This window comes from Fulvivirga kasyanovii, from assembly GCF_009711405.1.
Lineage (GTDB): Bacteria > Bacteroidota > Bacteroidia > Cytophagales > Cyclobacteriaceae > Fulvivirga > Fulvivirga kasyanovii.
Genome location: NZ_SMLW01000674.1, coordinates 43,482 through 64,450 on the forward strand (window position 1 = coordinate 43,482; position 20,969 = coordinate 64,450).

The 20,969-nt window shown below is 43.8% G+C and carries 14 protein-coding genes; 5 read left to right on the forward strand and 9 right to left on the reverse strand.

Annotation, left to right across the window (positions count from 1 at the left end):
* Nucleotides 1-236: 236 nt before the first annotated feature.
* On the reverse strand, nucleotides 237-1,511 hold the full coding sequence (locus E1163_RS28340; RefSeq protein WP_155176826.1) for a hypothetical protein: 1,275 nt from the start codon (nucleotides 1,509-1,511) through the stop codon (nucleotides 237-239).
* A gap of 408 nt (nucleotides 1,512-1,919) precedes the next feature.
* Between E1163_RS28340 and E1163_RS28345 the strand changes: the two genes are divergently transcribed.
* Entirely contained in the window at nucleotides 1,920-4,895 is a 2,976-nt protein-coding gene (locus E1163_RS28345) for a T9SS-dependent choice-of-anchor J family protein (RefSeq protein WP_246223971.1), read from the forward strand.
* 75 nt (nucleotides 4,896-4,970) lie between these two features.
* On the opposite strand, the gene E1163_RS28350 is transcribed toward E1163_RS28345, so the two are convergent.
* The 8 genes from E1163_RS28350 to E1163_RS28385 form a co-directional block, all read right to left on the reverse strand.
* Entirely contained in the window at nucleotides 4,971-5,165 is a 195-nt protein-coding gene (locus tag E1163_RS28350) for a pinensin family lanthipeptide (RefSeq protein WP_155176827.1), read from the reverse strand.
* A gap of 314 nt (nucleotides 5,166-5,479) precedes the next feature.
* Nucleotides 5,480-7,078 carry an alpha-amylase family glycosyl hydrolase gene (locus tag E1163_RS28355; protein WP_155176829.1) on the reverse strand — a complete coding sequence of 533 codons (1,599 nt, stop codon included), beginning with the start codon at nucleotides 7,076-7,078 and terminating at the stop codon, nucleotides 5,480-5,482.
* A gap of 99 nt (nucleotides 7,079-7,177) precedes the next feature.
* Entirely contained in the window at nucleotides 7,178-10,243 is a 3,066-nt protein-coding gene (locus E1163_RS28360) for an alpha-amylase family glycosyl hydrolase (RefSeq protein ID WP_155176831.1), read from the reverse strand.
* Between the two features lie 52 nt (nucleotides 10,244-10,295).
* Nucleotides 10,296-11,414 (reverse strand): SusE domain-containing protein, encoded by a 1,119-nt coding sequence (locus tag E1163_RS28365; RefSeq protein WP_155176833.1) that lies wholly within the window; start codon nucleotides 11,412-11,414, stop codon nucleotides 10,296-10,298.
* Between the two features lie 9 nt (nucleotides 11,415-11,423).
* The gene (locus E1163_RS28370) at nucleotides 11,424-12,236 is read right to left on the reverse strand and encodes a DUF4961 domain-containing protein (RefSeq protein ID WP_155176835.1); all 813 of its coding nucleotides are present in this window, start codon (nucleotides 12,234-12,236) and stop codon (nucleotides 11,424-11,426) included.
* Between the two features lie 11 nt (nucleotides 12,237-12,247).
* Nucleotides 12,248-12,760 (reverse strand): DUF5004 domain-containing protein, encoded by a 513-nt coding sequence (locus E1163_RS28375; RefSeq protein ID WP_185156242.1) that lies wholly within the window; start codon nucleotides 12,758-12,760, stop codon nucleotides 12,248-12,250.
* A gap of 18 nt (nucleotides 12,761-12,778) precedes the next feature.
* Nucleotides 12,779-14,194: a RagB/SusD family nutrient uptake outer membrane protein gene (locus E1163_RS28380; RefSeq protein ID WP_185156243.1), complete on the reverse strand. Its 1,416-nt coding sequence runs from the start codon at nucleotides 14,192-14,194 to the stop codon at nucleotides 12,779-12,781.
* An 18-nt stretch (nucleotides 14,195-14,212) separates the two neighbouring features.
* A complete protein-coding gene (locus E1163_RS28385; RefSeq protein WP_185156244.1) occupies nucleotides 14,213-17,263 on the reverse strand; it encodes a SusC/RagA family TonB-linked outer membrane protein in 3,051 nt (1,016 codons plus the stop codon).
* 409 nt (nucleotides 17,264-17,672) lie between these two features.
* On the opposite strand from E1163_RS28385, the gene E1163_RS28390 reads away from it, so the two are divergent.
* The 4 genes from E1163_RS28390 (at nucleotide 17,673) to E1163_RS28405 (ending at nucleotide 20,720) form a co-directional block, all read left to right on the forward strand.
* Nucleotides 17,673-18,707 (forward strand): LacI family DNA-binding transcriptional regulator, encoded by a 1,035-nt coding sequence (locus E1163_RS28390; RefSeq protein WP_155176843.1) that lies wholly within the window; start codon nucleotides 17,673-17,675, stop codon nucleotides 18,705-18,707.
* Between the two features lie 4 nt (nucleotides 18,708-18,711).
* Nucleotides 18,712-19,548: a sulfurtransferase gene (locus tag E1163_RS28395; RefSeq protein ID WP_155176845.1), complete on the forward strand. Its 837-nt coding sequence runs from the start codon at nucleotides 18,712-18,714 to the stop codon at nucleotides 19,546-19,548.
* 5 nt (nucleotides 19,549-19,553) lie between these two features.
* A complete protein-coding gene (locus E1163_RS28400) occupies nucleotides 19,554-20,030 on the forward strand; it encodes an SRPBCC family protein (protein WP_155176847.1) in 477 nt (158 codons plus the stop codon).
* A 174-nt stretch (nucleotides 20,031-20,204) separates the two neighbouring features.
* Nucleotides 20,205-20,720, forward strand: coding sequence for a YfiR family protein (locus E1163_RS28405; protein WP_155176849.1), 516 nt, complete (start codon nucleotides 20,205-20,207; stop codon nucleotides 20,718-20,720).
* Nucleotides 20,721-20,969: the final 249 nt, after the last annotated feature.

The window sequence follows — 20,969 nt, forward strand, 5'->3', positions numbered from 1 at the left end:
GCAGTTCTATTTCGGAGGTACAATCTTTAATTATGGCAGGAGACCCACTGTAGGGAGAGGCGATGCTCAGAAAAGTAGCAACCTCTGCTTTAAGGTTATTACCTCAGCCGGTGTTATGGAACAGTAAAGCTTTACCAAACTTTCAAAGTTTAGTAAAGCCGCAATTTAGCGCTGTAAGCTGTCATTAATCTATCAACCAAAACTGGTTACTGATTACCCCAGCTTCAAACTAAATATCATTTTCGCAGCCTGAATCCTGTCTTAAACACAACTGGACTGTTATACAGGCCATCTTCATTATCGTGAAGGACGTTGAATAATACGAGTGCCTGCATTTCGAGCCACTTGGCTACATTGAATTTTCGGCCTACTCCTATTAATAAGGTCTGCTTCCATTCTCTTTTGGGGATTTCGCCGGATGTGGTGGTCATTCTCATGCGCTCAGCTTCCATGTAAGCAAAGAAATTTTTAAATACCATATGGTTGGCAAAAGCACTATAGCCGTATACTTCCTTTCCAACTTGAGAATTTACTCCCTGTTTATCTGCTTTAAACTGGCTGCGATAACATCCGGTAACACCCACCTCAAAAAGCTTATTGATCCTATAACCTACGGCAGGGGAAAGGTCAACATTTAACGGATTGGTTTTACTGATATTAAAGTTACCGCCTATGACCAGACGCTCCCAAAGCGATTCTCCCTTTAATGAAGTCCTCTTTACTGCACTACTCAAGTCATTGCTGTTCGGCATGTAGGAATATTTCTTCTTCATCTCCCCCATCTGCGACTGCACTTGCTGTATTTTATCTGCATTTTGGGTGATATACTCCCTGGCGTGGGAGGCCATTTTCTGTTTGAGTTCCTGCTTGGCGGCCGCTTGTTTCAGTTGCTCCTGGGTACTTTCCAACTTGTTCTTATAATCTTCCAGATGCCCAAGCTCCGAGTCGTCCCCCAGCCCGCCAATAGCATCATACTCTTTGGTGCCTTTCAATTCATCTTCTGCACGTTTCACTGCTGCCTCCTTCACCTGCCTGGTTGTAGTTGAGTCAATGGTCACCTGAGGGATCTCCTCCCCCAACTCATCCTCCAAAGCTGTTTTGGCCCTGGATTTGGCCTCGGTTTTCACCTGATCGGAAGTTGTGGAATCAATCTTTATATCCGGGACATCCACATAACGGTTTAGCGAGTCCTTCGCGACCTGCTTTGCTTTATTACCGGCTTTCCGGGTAGTTGTACTGTCTATGGCTATATCAGGAATATCTACCCTATTATCAAGGCTATCCTTCAACGCACTTTTCGCCGTCGATTTTGCCCTTTGTACATCCGTGCTATCCGGTACCACACCTGTCAGCTTACTCTTTAATGTATCGGAAATAACCTGACCTTTGTCATTTTGGGTGGTATCAGCTTCTACACTTGCGGTATCGGTGGAATCTTTGGGCTGATCGTCCTGCGCCTTCACTTGCATAAAGGAACAAAGGAGCAATATTATAAACAGTAATTTTTTCAAAGCATGTTTTGGATAAGTGGCAAATTTAATATTAATCCCACATTTTTTATAGCATTATCTGTAGTTTCTGATATCGGTTTACAGTTTCACCGTTTACTATTTATCAGTTCCCCAATAATCATCTCAAGGGCATATAGTTTCGTAGAAACATTCTAAACACCAATTCTCTAACGCACTACCGACCACTTCCGACTCCGGTCTTCTGACTTCCGACCTGGGCACCATTCACTCCGGAATTTTTACCGAGTACCGTACACCATTTACTGACACAAAAGTGAACCAAAAAAATATGAACTGTGAACCATAAAGTCACGCATGTACTATAATGGCCTTATTTTACCAAAATGCCTCCCATATAAATACTAATTTGACTTTACCCATAAAATTTTTCAACCAAACCTAGTTATTATGAAAATCAGATTTTTGTGCTGTTGCTTTTTGCTTATTAGTTACGGAGCATTTGCACAGCAAACCTATCAGGCCACATATTTTACTACCAGTGAGTATGTACGCGAAATTCCTGCGCTTTCTGCAATGGATAACATCATAGCCGCACAAGGCTTTGAACATGTGGCACCTCCTAAAAGAAGGGGTACCAATATTTTTGTGCCCGGCAAGGGCCTGCCCAAGGGCGAAGACCCCTTGATAGCGAAGCAAAGAAGCGTACAGAGAAGTGCAGAAGAAACACTTCTTGCTGCTCCTATTGTTTCCTTTGATGCTCATGTCGGCTCAGTACTCAATGACCCGACAGGTGCGATTGGCCCCAACCATTATGTCTATGCCTTTAACAGTGGCTTTGGCATACTGGACAGGTCAGGAAACGTTCTGGCTCCGGAAGCTTCCCTGGGCACTTTGTTTCCCGGCGAAACATTAGGTGACCCCGTGGTAGTCTATGATAATTTTGCAGACCGTTTTATTATCATGGAGTTTAGCAATTCTCCCAACGGTATACTCATAGCAGTGTGCCAGGGACCAGACCCTGTAAATGACGGGTGGTACACTTACCGCTTTAATACAGGTACTTTTCCTGATTATGAAAAGCTATCTATATGGAGTGATGGATACTACATTACTGCTAATAAAGACCAAAACAGTGCTTCTACAAGCCAGGTGATCTTTGCCCTGGAAAGGGATAATATGCTTACGGGAGCTTCTGCACAAATGATCGGCTTCCCGTTACCGGGTATCACTACAAGTGGTTTCTATAGTCCGGGAGGCTTTAACGCTACAGGCTCCACCCTCCCTCCTGTTGGTGTAGGGCATTCGGTGGTGTATATGCAGGATGATTCCTGGTCAGGAGTATCTCAGGACCACCTTAAAATATGGACTACTGATGTAGACTGGTCATCACCTTCCAACTCAACGATATCATCTCCACAAATATTGAATACCTCAGCCTTCGATGGTGTATTTGACGGAGGATCTTTTCAAAACCTTGATGAACCGGGCAGTGGCCCCGATCTGGATGCATTGCAGGCTACCATGATGTACATGACCAATTACAGGCGCTTCGGCACTCACAATTCCGTGGTCATGAATTTTGTAGTGGATGTAAGTGGTAATGATTCAAGGGCTGGTATCCGCTGGTATGAATTAAGACAAACCAATGATGGTGACCCGTGGACGATCTATCAGGAAGGCACTTACCTGCAACCCGACGGCCACAGTGCATACTGCGGAAGTATTGCTATGGACAGCCAGGGGAATATCGGCATGGGTTATACCATAGTGAGTAGCACGGTTTATACTTCTTTGAGGTATACCGGGCGATTAGCTACCGATCCGCTGGGCACCATGCCTCAGGGCGAGCAGGTGGTGGTCAATGGCGACTCTGAAGAAAACAGAGGTGACGGAAGGTATGGTGACTATGCCCAGATCACCGTTGACCCGCTGGATGACCTCACTTTCTGGCATATTGGTGAATACTTTAAAGGTAACAATGTAAGAAGAAGTCATGTAGTTGCTTTCAAACTGGGCTCCGGATCAAGCGACACTGAACCACCGACAGCGCCTAACAACCTGTCTGCCTCCAATGTTACTTCTTCAAGTGTTGATTTGAGCTGGAATGCTTCTACTGACAATGTTGGAGTTACAGGGTATAATATTTACAATGGTGCCTCTCTGGTTACAACAGTAAGTACAACAAGCCATACGGTAACAGGATTATCAGCAAACACAAACTACACTTTTACTGTCAGGGCAAGGGATGCGGCTGCTAACGAATCAGGAGCAAGCAACAGCGTTAATATCACCACTTTGCCGGCTGCCGGATGTAGTGGTGGAATTACTTCTTTTCCTTACTCAGAAGGCTTTGAAAATACCATCGGTGCATGGACTCAATCTACAAGCGATGATCTGAACTGGACAGTGGATGCCAACGGAACACCTTCAAGCAGTACAGGGCCGTCAAGCGCCGCCGAAGGGTCATACTATATTTATGTAGAAGCCTCAGGCAGTGGATATCCCAACAAACAGGCGATCATCAATTCTCCTTGTTTCGACCTCAGCTCGGAAAGTCAGGCTTCGTTTAATTTCAAATTCCATATGTATGGGGCTTCCAACATGGGTAGTATTGCTCTGGAGGCCAGCAATGACAATGGACAATCATGGACTTCTCTATGGAGTATGACAGGTAATCAGGGCAACAGTTGGCAATCTGCCAGCATTGACCTGGCTGCATACCTTGGAGGTAGTGTCCAGCTACGTTTTAACAGGATCACGGGAAGCACCTGGCAGGCGGATATTGCCATAGATGATGTTGAACTTTCTATCGGAGATACCGGAGGAGATTGTGTGTCCGGTGACGTTGAGTTGAGTATAACACTTGACAATTACCCGCAGGAAACCTCATGGACACTGAAAAACTCATCAGGGACTACCATAGACTCTGAAAGTTATTCTTCATCCACCCCAGATGGGTCTACTGTAACCAAAACCTTCAGCGGACTGGCAGCAGACACTTACACTTTCACCATTAATGATACCTATGGTGATGGTATTTGCTGTGGCTATGGTAATGGATCTTACACCCTATCAAGTGCTCAGGGCGTAATTGTAACAGGTGGTGACTTCGGCAGCTCTGAGTCTACAGAGTTTTGTGTTGAGTCTGCTTCTGCCATGTTGAGAACCAATACGCTGAACGGTGAAGAAACAGACCTTTTTCAAATATACCCTAACCCTACCCGGGAAAGGCTGAGTATTGCTGTAAAGGATCATCAGATTGAAAATGTTCAGATCTTCTCTATGTACGGCATGCTGGTTACTGAAATCAACGAGGAAGGGCCATACGAGCAAATAGATGTTTCACATCTGACACCGGGCACCTACTTTATAAGGATCACCTCCGGCGACCAGAAGGTAACGCGGAAGTTTATAAAAGAATAATGTAGCCGTGTAAATTGAAAGAGGCTGGATCAATTGTTTAATCCAGCCTCTTTTCTTTATTTCTTGATTCAGTAATTACTGGCAATAAGTACCAGAGTCTTCACAGCAATACGTCCAGTATCCATAAGTTACTACGGTAGGACACCCATATTTACCACAAACAGAAGCTGAAGCCGCTCCTCCTTGTACTTTTACAGTTTCACTTTTACCCGTAGACACTTCTGTTACAAAGCTTTTCACTTTAAGTTGCTCAATCTTAAGCTTTTTCATAATTAGTAGGTTTTAGATGTAGAAAATTATACTTCCAAACCTACCCCTGAAAATAATAAGATGGTATCACTGGATACAGGTATAATTGGTGTTGGAACGGGGGTTGGGCTGACAGAATAATATTGAAATACCTGCACGACAAATTAAGTTCGGAATTTATGAGGCCGTGTCACTGGTGCTCATTTAAAAGTCCGTAGTCATCCTGCGGAAGACTACGGACAGTAAGGGTTAGTATTTGCTTTACAATGAAATACTTTAAAGAATGCTGATAAGCAAATAAGTTTATACTATGCAGGAACACTCAATTCTTAAAACTACTTTTGAATTAAAATCATCAACCCTCCAGGCTGTATTCTAGTAACTGAGTTTTTTTCCGAAGACACAAAATACACATCGGAAAACTCCTCACTCACCCCCTCCAAAACCTGCTCCTCCCCGGAAACATTATGCACCACCAGTAATTCCTCTCCGTTGTAAGAACGTTTAAAAACCAGTAGTGCGGGATTAGGTTGCTCTACCATTTGAATATCGCCGTAGGTAAGTATATCGCTGCTGCGGCGGAGGGCGATCATCTTTTTGTAGTGGTTAAAGAGGGAATTAGGGTCATCTATTTGTTCACTAAGGGGCTTGACGGATTCGTCAGTAGTGAAGGTGGGTTTTATCCATTGGGTGCGGCTTGTGTCATCTTTGGCCGTTTCCCATAGAAATGGTTCGCGTATGTGTTCATCGGGTTTCATGCCGCGCATGCCTATCTCTTCTCCATAGTACAGGTATGGGGCTCCCGGCAATGTCAGTAAAATGGAGGCGGCCGATTTGGCTTTTTCAATGTCATTATTGAGGACACTCATCACCCTGTTTTGATCATGGTTGCTGAGGAATGTGGCAATGGCAAAATCAGGATTGTACTGTCTGAATTTTTCCTGCCCGGCAGTATAGTTATTTACGATACTTGCTTTTTCATCGGCATTCCAACTATGACCGGCAATAGCGGCCGAAACATTCACCCCCTTGTTTAATGTCTCAAGGATGCTAAATGCCAGGTCAAAGTTGAATAATGCTGAAAACCCCTCGGCATAAGGTGCCTGTATATCGGTGTTGGCCCACACCTCTCCTACCAGGTAAACATCAGGCTTTACTATCTCCATTTTCGCCCTGAACTCTTTCCAGAATTCATGATTGTCCTTTGCCCTGTCATCCGGATAAATGTGCTTGGCGGCATCTAGTCTGAATCCATCAACACCGACTTCCTGCAACCAAAACCTGCCAATATCATAGATCTCTGCCCGCAGTTCGGGGTTATCGTAATTGAGGTCTGGCATACCTCCATAAAAGAAGCCGTAGTAATGTTCCGCAGTGGTGTCTCCGTTTACAGCATGCCATTGGGTAATATTGTCAGAATCAAAGGAAACTTCCTTTTTAGCCAACTGGTCTGCAATAGAGTCTTTGTCAGCCCAGACATAATAATCACGATATTGGCTGTTTTTATCCAGTATGGCACTTTTAAACCAAGGGTGTTCTGAGGAGCTATGGTTAATGATCAGGTCAATGACTACCTTGATATTGTGGTTATGGGCTTCCTGCACAAACGCCTTAAAATCTTCCATGGTACCATAATCAGGGTGAATGGCCCGGTAATCGATAACGTCATATTTATGGTAGCTTGGCGAGGGCATAATGGGCATAAGCCAGACCGCCTCAACACCCAGGTCTTGCAGGTAACCGAGCTTTTGCGTCATGCCGTTGATGTCGCCAATACTGTCCCCGTCAGAATCGCTAAATGATTGCACAAAGATTTCATAGGTGATGCCATGCTGAGGCCAGGCAGAGATGAGTTCCTTGTTTTTTTGTTCAGATTGACAGGCAATGGCCAGCACAGCGACCAGGACTGGAAGTATGTATTTAGAAGCTTTCATAGTTGGTTTTATAAGGCATTCCTCCCACTGCAATTAGCGGGTAGGAATGCCTCTTGAAATGTTTAAGTACCTGCAAGACAGGTAATACCCTGATTAATTTTACTGATCTGCTTTAACAAACTTTATTTTCTGCAAGTCTGTACTATTCCTTACAGTTAGCACATATATACCTTTAGGTAACGTGCTAATGTCCAAATGTCCGTTGACATTTCCTGCAAGTATACTTTGCCCTGCAAGGTTGCGTATTTCAAATGTAGTGCTGCCCGGCATTCCTTCAAACTTTAAATAGTCTTTCGCCGGTATAGGATAAACGTTGAGTTTATCAGTGTGTCCATCCTTGATGCCTGTAATAAATTCACTGGTTGTAATCGTGGCTTCTCCCGAATCTGATGTATAATGGGCATTTTTTGCCGTCACTTTATATGTGTAGGCAGTCAGCCCTGATACGTTCTTATCTGTGTAGGTACTTACATCAGCCCCCAGAGTCGTTACCAACTCAAAGCCGGCTCCGGCTGACCTCCATACCTGATAGTTTGTTTCTATGGCTGAATTATCCTCCCAGTTTAGCACCACTTCATTTCCTGACATATTTGCTGATAAACCAGTTGGAGCTATAGGTTGAACAAAATCAGTCAGTTCTGCCGCCACTTCGGGTAATTTTACATCTGTATAAATCCTAAATTCCCCGGGCTGTAGTTGCAATGTTTTAGAGGTTGCATCCACAACCAGTTCATCTCCCATGGCAAAATAACTATACCAACTCCCTGTATGAGGAAAACTAATGGTTATATCTTTCGCAGAAAGGTTAAAATTAGCCACTACCAAAAGGTTCATTTCATCTGTCGATCCGGGATTACTTACAAACGGATCTGATTTGAGTACGACCTGCTTTACCAGTGCTTCAGATTCATTAATGGTAGTAACATTATCAGAAAATATGGGATATGATTTTTTTAGCTTTACAAGTTCAGCCGTTACATCATACAGTTTTAACCGCTCCTGATCTTCGTCATAACCCAACCCTCCATCAGCCCACGGAATAGGCTTCTCTCCTGTCCTGCCATTGAGTTCTATTGATTTATCGTAGCCTAATTCACCAAACTGCCAGATCATTTTTGGGCCACCAATAGCATAATAAACAGCAGAGGCAGCCTTCACTCTCTCCAGAGCTATATCCAGGTCTTTGGTATTGTAGCTTCCGGGAATCGAATTGCCAAAGCTAATATTCCGGTAAACCAAACGCTCTTCGTCATGGCTTTCCATGTAAGCGATGAGATTGGGTTCCTGCCAATTGCGGGTTTTATAATAGGACCAGTCAATAGATGAATTATCACTAAAGCCCAGCGTATTCTGGTTAAAATTATGGTTCATATTGCCCCAAAGCATGATACCATAGTCTGCCAGCACTTTTTCTTCGCTGTTGTCTGCAAGATGCTCGAATATTACATAAGCCTCCGGGTGGTGTGCCCAAATAGCATCGGTCATTCGTTTTAGAAGATCAATGCGTGTTTGATTGTATGCGCTCCAGGCCCCCACGTCAGAACCTTCCGTAAAGTCCTGCGTGAAACCTTTGGTGAGGTCAAAACGATAGCCGTCAAATTTGTATTCATTCAACCAGTAGTGATTAACCGTATCTACGAAATTTTGCGTGTAGGCAGACTCATGGTTAAAATCATAAAACACATTGAAAGGATGGCGCGGAGTAACATTAAGCCAGGGGTTATCCGCTGCCGGCTTGAAGGTTGACTCGTTCCAGTATAACTGGGCCAGTGGATTATCTTCATGGGTGTGGTTAAGTACCATATCAAGAATAACCGCTATCCCCCGCGAATGACATTCGTCAATAAATGCCTTCAAATCATTTTTAGAGCCATAGTATTTATCAGGAGCAAAGAAATAAGATGGGTTATAGCCCCAGCTCAGGTTACCGGAAAACTCCATAACCGGCATAAGCTCAATCGCATTAACACCAAGTCCCTGGAGGTAATCGAGCCGGTCGATAATGCTTTGATAGTTCTGCTCTTTATCAAAATCCCTTACCAGTAACTCATAAATGACCAGGTCTTCTTTTGCAGGCTTCACAAAGTTGGTTATCTGCCAGTTGTAAGGAGTCTGACCTGTTTGCAGAACAGAAACATTGCCTGATGCACCGTCTGGGTAGGTTTTCAAAGCCGGGTAAGTTGCGGCAGGGATAAACGGATCATTATTAGGGTCCAAAATCTTATCTGCATATGGATCTCCTACTATGATTTCTTCATCAACAAGGTACTGAAAAGCATATTCCTGACCTGAGTTAAGCCCACTTATTTCCAGCCAGAATAACTCTCCATCCTGTTTCATCCGATAGTTGGTTGAAGGCATCCAGTTATTAAATTCTCCAATAACATAAACGCTGGTTTTACCTGGTGCCTCCAGGCTGAGGGTTACTTTTGATGGGTCTGCGTCATAATTTATACCTTTGATGATACTCGCAGGTGTAGCAGCATTTTCTGTGGCCTGCCTTACGATAAAGTAGAATTTATCCGTAGCAACATCACCTCCCACTGAGGCAGTAACTGTGGCTTCAATGGTACCACTTTCAACGACATTATGTGTGTAGCTTAACTCTGTACCGGTTAAAGACTCAACCACCACATTATTGATCTTCAATTCAAGATCCGCTGATGCCGAACTTAATGCCACAATATTGATGGTACTACTTGGGTCTACAAAAAAGTATTCATCGGAAGGTTCGGAAAAAGACACCTCCAGCTCCCCGGTTGAAATATCGATAAACAGATTTTCAGGGCTTTGTCCATTGCCCCAGTCATCAGCCTTTACTTTGAACCCTATTCTGGTGATCTGATCTGCTGGTTTGTTAAAAAAAGTAGTTGGGGTAAAGGTCAGCGTGAAAATATCAGGATTCCCTGTTGCACTAAATTTGGCCGCAGACTGTGCGCTGGTTGCGGGATTGACATTCGTTGGAGCATCACAATCAGAGGCACATTCAGGAAGCCACGCCCAAAGCCAAAGTGCTGACTCATCAGCCAGAGAAGGTACTGAAGAGACATCTATGGTTAATGTTAATGGCTGATCCGCTATGGGAAAGGCGGGGTTTGTTGTGAAGGTTTGAGCCTGTCCATAACAACAGATCGACAAGAAGATTAAGTAAAAAAGGTTTTTCATATTAAGGTGGTAAAAAGGTAGTGCAGTTTTCGCTGCACTACCATATGGGCAATTATTCCAGCGTGATCGTTTTTGAATTCGTATCTAGGGTAATTAGATAACTACCGGGAGTGCCTGCAAACCTAAAATTATTGTCATCGTCCAGAGCATCCTCAAAATCAACATCTATAGTATATCCTTCGTTGAGATAGTAGGGATAATTTGTCCCTGACCCCCAGTCACCTTCTGTGTTGAAAAACCTAAAACTGTCATTCGTAAAGTAAAGGGATGCCATCCATACACCAGCGGACACTTGATACATTTCCGTAGGGTTATCCCACCCCCAACCACCAGGTGTAGCTGCGCCAACCATAAATTTTGAAGCCCCAACCGGGTCTGCCAGCACAATTGTATAAACACCCTTAGAATCTTTAGTTTTATCTCCTGTTTTGGCTATCACTTTCCATTGCAAGGAAACGAGCTCACCTTCTGATGCTCCAAGATCAGCAAACAGATCAAATAAACTCTGATGGGATATTATAGTGCTATTATCATTTGCATCAACGGTAAGTAAAGGATTTGAAAAATCACCTCCTGTGGTATCCACAATCCATTGATAGCTAACCTCCCCTCCAAAGCTAAAGAAAGTGCTGTCCCAACTTACCGTTAATTCGTCTGCCGGATCCATTAAAGCAATTAACAGCTTGTCTGGTGTCTGATTACCAAAAGGAGCAATTTCCCCAACAAATCTTTTAATTGTAATAGTATTAGGAGAAGCCATTTTAGCCAAGTCACCATTGGTTGCTGAAACTGTCCATTTCAAATCAATTTCTTCACCAACAGCCAACCCTAAGTCAACTAAAGCCTGATCCAATTCCGTATTGGTCAATGATACATTAGTTGCCGTACCATCATCATCAGAGGGCACCGACAGCAACGGGGAATTAAAATCACCATCCACTCTGGCAACCAGCCAGGTGTATTTTACAGTTGAGTTAAATCCGCTTCTCGCTTCGTTCCAGCCAATGACGACTTCCTCATCAGGGGCTAATGAGTTCAATTCAATTCTTGCCCCCGAAACAGGGTTCAATTCAAAATCGCGCAGACTTTCCAGGCCTGAGCCTTCAAATTCTTCCTGCTCGCATGAAAAAGCAACAAAAACTGCTATAAGTATTAAATAAATATTTTTCATAATTAATTATTATTCTTCTGTTAAAGGAAAAGCCTCAAATGTATCGCTTTGAACTGTGCCTTCTGCATTCCTGAATATGTAGCTAATTTTGGTTATTGCGGCTCCTTCTGTGACATCAAAGAATACTTCCGGTATGAGTGACAAGGAATATATGCCATCTCCCCTATCTGTAAGCTTTAATTCCGGAGAAGAGCCAACATCTGACCATTGCGTTCTTGGTACATCCTGAAAATCAGTTCCATCCGCATTCTGGCCACTGATAAAAAGATATGCATAAATCTCAGTGACTGACTTCATGCCTGAACTGCTGGTAAGGTTCTGATCAAAAAATAGCGTCACTACATCTTCATCGGTAAACTTAACAGGAAAGGTTCTGTTTTCGCTGGGAATGTAAATCAGAGGTTGTACAGCTATAACTCTATCATTATCGCTTTCTATACCATCCGTCCAACTCCGGCTTTTTAATTTAATACCAATGGCTCCTATTTCAGAAGGCGCTTTTCCAAAGAAGTCTACCGGAACCAAAGTGATACTATAGACATCCGGGTCTTCCGCATCTCTTGTCATTTTGGCCGCATCAGTGTTTTCTCCACCGGCAGGATCTATATTTGTTGGGGCATCGCAGTTAGTGGTACACCCTTCTGCAAGCCAGGACCACATCCATACATCACCAGAATACCCCTCCAATCTGGTTCCGGTAACGTTAACCGTAATTGTCACTTCATCCTCCGCAGTAAATACTGCCGGACTTGTCGTCACGGTTTGAGCATTCCCTGCCAAAGGTAATAAAGCAAGCAATAAAATTTTTAATATGTTCTTCATCGTCATTTCCTTTATTGTTTGATAAATCGGTATCTGTAGCTCAAAAAGGCACTTTTCTCACCTTTGCTGTTGGTTTGATACCTTGTAAACTTCAGGTTCAGTACTCCTTCCCTCAATTCCAGATAACTTTCGAACTCAAGCGCCTCGCTATCCGCAAATATGATCTGAGTTGGCGCCTGCAAGTTATCCAGCGTCCATGGCCCTGAAGTAATCCCTATAATCGCCGGAGAATTTCCACGGTCGATCGTAAAGCTTGAAGGAGCTCCGCCACTAACTTCCAGGTTCATGGTGTAGTCGGTGTAATCAAAGATCTCCGTGATGTCCATGGTCTGAACAAAAGCCGGAAAACCTTTTCTTACAGCATCCTCATCAACCTGAATTACAGAAGCCAGTTTCCATGTGCCGGCCAGCTCATTTACCTTATCAACAGGCTCTCCTACTCCACCGTATTCTTCAATACACCCCGTGGCAAGCAAGCTGCCAAATACCAAGAGTGCTATGTTTATAAATGTCTTTTTCATCATGTTTTTCATTTTTAGTTGTTAGCAGCCTCCTTCAGTGTTAGGCGTAAAAACATCTGTACCTCCGGCACCGGCTATTTCAGTATCAGGGAACTGTATAGCCATACCCGGACAATCCCATGAAGAATTTCTGATCCTGAGATCACTTTCTCCGGCTGCACCTCTGCGTCTCAAATCATGGAACCTTTGCCCTTCTGTCACCAGCTCCTTTCTTTTCTCTTCTCTCACAGTGTTTAGCAATGAAGCCTGGCCTACACCACTTGATACAGGTGCTAAACCAGCTCTGGTTCTGATATCATTGATATCATCAACGGCTGTGTTTATTGATGCTGACGTATTTAATTCAAGGCCTGCCTCTGCTCTTATCAGTTTAAGCTCGGTAACATGCATAAGTGGCACATCGAAGTAATTTACACTGTCGTATTTAGTGATGAATATGGCTTCGTTCTCCGCACCTTCATTATCTATCCGGTACCACTTTTGCCCTCTCAAATCATTAGCATCAGCAGTAGCCATTTCGTACATATCTCTGGAGATCCTTAAGGTCGGAGGGTTGTCTCCATCAGACCTGAAGTGTGTTGAAAGCTGCGTACCTCTGTGATCGTTAGGGTTGCTGACCATTTTAAAAATGGCTTCGTTAGTACTCTCAGGAGAGTAACGGGCTTGAAATTCTTCTGCATCCGGATTGAAAGCGTGAGGACCGTTGTTAAGCACATCACTTGCTATATTGAAGGCTGTTTCATAGTCGTGCATGAAGAAATGTACCTTGGCCAGATAAGCTTTGGCTGCCCAGGCGTCTGCATAAACTCCGTTTGAAGTGGGAAGTGAATTCGCCGCATCAGATAAGTCGCTCACGATCTGCTCATAAACCTCTGCCACTGTATTTCTGTTTTTTGCTTCGGCAGATGGTTCTATACGCAGCACCACGCCAAGATGTGTATTCTCTGGTGTGAACCCATAAGGTTGTGCAAACAATCTGACCAACTCAAAATAGCAAATGGCTCTCAGGAATTTAGCTTCTCCTCCTATCCTGGCCTGCTCGGCCTCAGATAAACCTTCGATCAAATCCAGGTTTTTAAGCAACACGTTGGCCCGGTAGATCACATAGTGAGGTTCATCGAACATGCCCTGCGTATAACCTGTAAAAAATGTACTGGTTTTGTTATAGTATGCTCTGAAATCTGCGTTGTTCAGATTGGTCTGGCTACCATCGATATTATCAGACATTACTTCCGATATCGACTGTACTCTTCCTCCAAAAAAATCTCCTCCATCTCCTCGCAGGGCATCATATGCAGAGTTTAGAAGCTCCTGCATATCCTGGGGAGTCTGTAATGCGTCGTCAGCTATTATCTCTCCCTTTGGCTCTATCTCCAAAAGGTCGTCGCACGATACAGTGATAATAGCGGCTAAGAATATGTATTTAAATATTTTCATATTATTCATCTTGTTTGATTAAAAGCCCACATTGATACCAAGCATAAAAGCCTTCTCCTGTGGAGCTGTTAAATAGGTCACATTCGGACTCAGGTTCCTTCCCTGACGGCCATTATGGTCTCTCACGATCTCAGGATCAGCTCCCGGATATTTGGTGAATGTCACGAGGTTGGTTCCGTTGAAGTAAACCCTGGCGCTTCTCAGTCTTAGTTTGCTTACCAGCTCTGAGGGCAGGTTATATCCAAGGGTTACATTTCTAATACGGCCGTAGGTACCGTCATACAGGAATTGTGTAGTGTTCAGGTTCCAGAAACTTGCCAACCCTCCATAGGTGCTGGGTTCCATAGTCAATCTTGGGAATTGAGCAACATCACCGGGCTCTCTCCATCGGTCAACAATTTCTCTGCGCATGTTCCAGTCAGATACTACCCCCAATTGCCTTTTACCAGAATCATCATAGATGTTACCGCCAATGGTAAAAGTGAAAAGTACACTAAGATCGAAGTTTTTGTAAGTAAAGGAGTTGGTAATACCACCGGTCCAGTCCGGCACTACACTTCCTACAGGCACCCTGTCCTCGAGGTTAAACTCGTAGGTCTCATTTCCCTCTTTATCGAGGAATATAGGTAGTCCGTTCTCAGGATCCACTCTTGAGAACCTGTTCAGGAAGTTAACACCTACAGGCATACCTTCTACCACCCGTGTATCACCAGACCCTGCAATGGCATCCGGAGGGGTAGCCCCGATGTCAATTACCTCATTTTCAAGATGCGAAGCATTGATATCGGTAGTCCAGGTAAAAGCACCGGTAAGATTTCTTGTTTTTAAACCTACCTCAAAACCTCTGTTGTTGATTTCAGCTATATTTTCGAAATACCTTTGGAAACCGGCAGACACCTGTACCAGTCTGTCTATTAAAACATCGGTAGAGTTTTTATCAAAATAAGCTACTTCGGCTACTACACGGTCATCAAACAAGCCCAATTCGAAACCAAAGTCATACGTTCTTTGAACCTCCCACTGTAAGTCAGGATTTTCAAGCCTCACAGGAAATATAATCGGCTCCTGGTTATAAGGATTACCATCATTACCTTCCCTTCTCTGGAAAGTACCCCACCTTTGATAGTTTGGAATATCTGCGTTTCCGGTAATACCCCAGCTTGCTTTAAGTTTCAGGAAATTAACCAGACTACTCTTGGGGAAGAAATCTTCTTCTGAAATTACATAACCTAAACCGGCACTGGGGAAGAAACCATACCTGTTATTTTGTCCGAATCTTGAAGAACCATCAACCCTGGCCGATCCTTTCAGGAACAGCTTATCTTTGTAAGCATAGTTAATACGGCCAAAGTAACTGATGAAAGACCAGATTTGATCTGGAGCAGTTTCATATACCGGGTTTGACAATGGCTTGCCTTCGCCATCCAAACCTCTGTCCGGAATGGAAGGATCTTCGTATAGTGGACCGCTCACGCCAAACGCTTCTATTTTGTTCCATTTTTCAGTGAGCGAACGTTGGTATTCTCCTCCGACCAGGAAGGTAAACTTATTATTATCTCCCAGGCTATAATCATATGAAGCTGTCGCTGACATGGTATAGTTTGTAACCCAGGTCGGGTACTGTTTTGCAATGTTTTCCGTATTTGTCCATTCGGCAGGCTCAAACTGATCATCCTGGAGGTCCATGTAATCCAAACTACCGGATACGTTAAGGTTCAGCTTTTCAATCGGCTCGTATGTCAATGCCAATGTTGAAATAGACCTGTTTTCCCTGGTTCTCCAATCTACAAGTTCCTGCTTCCTTACAGGGTTGTTTCCGGCAGTAAAATAGGTGCCATCAGCATTTCTGACCGGATAGATGGGCAAAGCATCTGACATAGCAGCTCCAAGGCCACCATCCCATGCACCACTGACCCTGTTGTTGATACCCTGGCTCAAAGAAGTGGTCAGGCTGGCCTTCAGGTTGTCCATAATATTATAATCAAGGTTTACCCTTCCGCTAAACCTCTCATAGCTGTTTCCTTCCAAAAAGCTTTCATTGTTGCTATACGAAACGCCAACATATGAGCTCAGCTTTTCGTTACCCTGCGTCATAGACAGGTTATACTCTTGTTTAAACCCGGTTTGTGTTACAAGATCGATCCAATCTGTATCTGTTTGCCTTGCCTGCTCCCAGGTAATGCCGCCGGGAAGGTCTGCCAAACCTACATTCCCATCATTTTCCCAGGCCTCTTGCCTCAATTGCAGCCATTCCTCAGAAGAAAGCAGGTCTACTTCTCTGGCTGGCTTTGAAATACCTAACCTCGTACTGAATTCAAATTTAGGTTTACCGGTCTTTCCTCTCTTGGTAGTTATCAAAATTACCCCATTTGCACCTCTTGACCCATAAATGGCAGCAGCAGAGGCATCTTTCAGGATTTCCACTGATTCGATGTCGTTGGGGTTAATCGTAGCCAGTGGGTTATTATTGAAAGCTCCGCGATTGTCGTTTAAAAAGTAATCCTGTGTAATTGGAATACCATCAACGACATACAGCGGATCTCCCCCGGCACTGAGAGATGCAATACCTCTTACGCGGATCATGGATCCCGAGCCGGCCGTACCACTGCCCTGGATCACCTGCACACCGGCAGCTTTACCTTGTAAGGCAGCCTCAAAACTGGGCACAGCAATTTCAGTCAATGCCTCACCCTCTACTTTGGCTATTGAGCCGGTCACCTCTCTTTTGGTTTGCACACCATACCCTACCACCACCACTTCGGCCAACTGGGTAACATCAGCCTCCATAGGTATATTAATAACTGACCTTCCATTTACAGGCACCTCTATGGTAGTGTACCCTACATATGAAAATATCAGCGTGGCATCCGAAGCCACTTTTAAGCTATAGTTACCATCCACATCGGTAACCGTTCCATTGTTGGTACCGGATTCAATAATGTTGACCCCCGGCAGGCTCAGGCCATCCCCGGCATCCGTAACCTTTCCCGATATGGTCTGTTGTTGTGCGCAGACCACTGAGGTTGAGATGCTAAGGACCATAAAAAACAGTAGTAATTTGTGTTTCATAAGCTCCATTTTGAAAATATAATTTTTTTAAGATATACGGGTTGATTGGCAATTACTTCAAAATCCACTCTAAGTGTGATGCAAACGTTTGCATATCTTTCATAGCTTTAATTTTTTCATAATTACATAATCATCTCTTAACTAATCTTGTAAAAAATTCAATACCAACAAATTTAAAAACCTGCTTTTTTCGGCGGTTTTCAATGACACCGTCACCGCAAACGTTTGCGGAATATGATTAATTTTCAGCACCATGACTTTTCACCTGTAAAACCTAACCTCTTGACAATCACCATTAAGCAAAATTGCATTTTTTACAGAAATTGCACTTTTCGCACATCTTCTCTGATTTCTTTCTTAACAAATCTGCTTTTGCTATATTGGCAGATCAATTAGCGGGCATGTTCGAATGAAAAACTCTCAGATTACTATTAAGGATATCGCAAAAGAACTTGGTATCAGTTCCTCAACTGTTTCCAGGGCCTTAAAGGATCATCCCAATGTTAGTCCGGAAACCAAAAAAGCTGTTACTGACCTGGCTGAGAAGTACAACTATCAGCCAAACTCTATAGCTCTTAGTTTAAGAAGAAGCAAATCCAATACGATCGGGGTCATAATACCTGAAATCGTTCACTTCTTTTTCTCTACAGTGATCAGTGGTATTGAAGACATTGCGTATAGTGCCGGCTACAGTGTCATTGTATCACAATCAAACGAATCCTACGACCGGGAAGTCATGGATACATTTGCCCTATCAAAGAACCGGGTAGATGGCATACTGATCTCTATGTCACGGGAAACCACCCGATATGACCATTTTGAAACCATCCATAAGCGTGGCCTGCCTATTGTATTCTTTGATCGTGTATGCGATGCCATCAACTGCAGCAAAGTAGTTGTGGATGATTTTGACGGAGCTTATCAGGTTACTAAACATCTGATACAGCAAGGGTATAAAAGAATAGCCCACCTTGCCGGTCCGGAGAGCCTTATACTTAGCAAGCATCGCATGGATGGCTACAAAAAGGCCCTGAAAGAGCATAATATGGAGTTTGATGAATCTATCATCTTACGTGGCCGCGCTGCAGATAACGAAATGCTGGCAAAAGAGCTAACCACTCAGCTCCTGAACTCTGATAACCCGCCAGACGCGATGTTTGCCATTAACGACAGGGCGGCACTGGGTGTAATGAAGGCCGCCAAAGAAAAAGGTCTCAGAATCCCTCAGGACTTCGCCATTGCCGGCTTCAGTAACTGGGAATTTACCGCTATGACTGACCCTGCCATAACGACGGTAGACCAACCGGGTTTTAAGATGGGACAGGAAGCCGCTAAGCTACTTATCCGGGAAATTGAAGCCGATGAGGATGAAATCATTGAGCCAGAAACCAGGATCCTTAAGACTGACCTAATCATCCGAGGGTCTTCAGTAGTAGCAGTATAAGCCTATGATGCCATTGACCGTTAGCCCTCAGTGGCTTCATGATAATTTCGATGATCCGAATCTTGTACTGCTCGATGCCAGTACTCAAGACAACAAAGCAGGCAAACAAAGTGCTTTTAATAAATTATTCATTAAAGGTTCAAGACAATTTGATCTGAGGGCTTTCAGTAGCAGGAAAACAGATTTGCCTTCGATGCTAACTTCACCGAATGTTTTTCAGAAAGAATGCCGAAAGCTTGGCATTAATAATACGAGCAGAATTGTGGTATATGATAACCTGGGCATCTACACCAGTCCAAGAGTTTGGTGGATGTTCAGGGTAATGGGTCATAAGAATATTGCAGTGCTGGATGGTGGATTGCCTGCCTGGATACAACAGGGCTTTGACACCACTCCCCTCCTTGAGCAAACCTCAGGCACAGGGGCCTTTACCGCCAGCTACAATCCTCGTTCAGTAGCTGAAATAGATCAGGTGATCAGTAATCTCAGCACCAAAAGAGCACTGGTTATTGATGCCCGTTCGCCCGGGAGATTCAATGGCACTGCCTCCGAACCCAGAGCAGGACTGAGAAGCGGACACATCCCCCACTCTGTCAATGTTCCTTTCGAAAAGGTACTCGAAAATGGTATTTACAAATCCCGGGAAGCCCTTAGGGATATTTTCAAACCAATTATTACGAAGGATAAGCCTCTGATCTTCTCTTGTGGTTCCGGAGTAACGGCATGTATCGTATTGCTGGCATGTGAAATGGTATACAAAAATGACAAGGCTGTATTCGATGGCTCATGGACCCAATGGGCTTTGACGGAAGGTTTGTCTATAGAAGCCTCGATTGAATAGCGAGTATGCCAATTATCAAGCTCAAAACGGCCATACAGGCTCCCAGGGAACTATGCTTTGACTTGTCCAGAAGTATTGACTTACACCTGGAATCGACAAGACATACGAACGAACAGGCCATAGCGGGAAAAACCAGCGGGTTAATAGGTTTAAATGAGACAGTCACATGGAAGGCCAGGCATTTTGGAGTTACTCAAACTTTGACCACCAGAATTACTGAATATCAGAGACCAGGGATATTTGTTGATGAAATGGAACAGGGGATCTTCAAAAGGTTCAGACACGAACATCATTTCGCTGATGCCGCCGGGCAAACTATCATGACCGATGTTTTTGATTATGAATCGCCTTTGCACTTCCTCGGAAAACTGGCAGATCTGTTACTCATCAAACGTTACATGACTTCTCTTCTTGTAAAAAGAAACCTGGTGATCAAGGAATATGCTGAAAGTGAAAAATGGAGAGGCATTATCCATCCCTGAACAACGATCTTTTATCCGGTTTTCACCGACCAATCATTCATAGTGCCAAACACCTTCCACATGGCTCCTATTCCAATGAAAATCAAGCCTTAATGCTTCCTTGAAGTATGAATAATATTAAGGTAACTCTTCATCCTTACCTTCGCTATAGAACTTACAAACAACAAACAAAAGATGATAAAAAGAAAGTTGGTTTTAGTAGCAGGCATACTATTGGCCACTAGCTTCAACCTATCCGCACAGAACTATAAAGCAAAATTCATCAATGCCTTTACAAGGTATATGGATTGGCCAGACCGTGCCAAGCAAGGCTTTTTCAATATTGGCGTTTACGGATCCTTTGACCTTTATAAAGAGATCTCCGAGGAGACTATGGGACGTACTGTAGGCAGTCAGAACGTGGTAGCCATAAACATTTTGAAAGAGAACCAGCTTGATCTAACCAAACTTCATATACTGGTTATCGGGAAAAAATACTGTACACCTGAGCATTTAAAACGGATTACATCAAAATTTTCCAATAGTTATACCTTAATAGTCACGGAGGACAGTGGCGTGCTCAATGGCGCGGGTATAAGCTTCGAAAATAGAGGAACTACTCTAGGCTTCAAGTATAACCTGGCTAATATAAACAATAAAGGTATAGCCGCCAGTGGTCAATTTAAAAGCATGGGGCAAGAGGTGAACTAAGGGTCAGGTATCAAGCCGAATTTCCAGGGGCACCGCCATTTCTGAGCTGTGTTTGACAGGCACCTCCTAATCTAATAGCAATCGGCAAAAGCAGTTGGCAAATCAGGGTAAAATTGCAACAGACGCAGTTTTATCTTATTTCACTGGTAAGCTTTAAGTTGAGAGCCCTTGCTTTTCAATTCACCACAGGTTTTGGACTTGCCCCTTAAACTGGAGTAAAAGGGATCAATCGGAATTTCTGGGGAGACC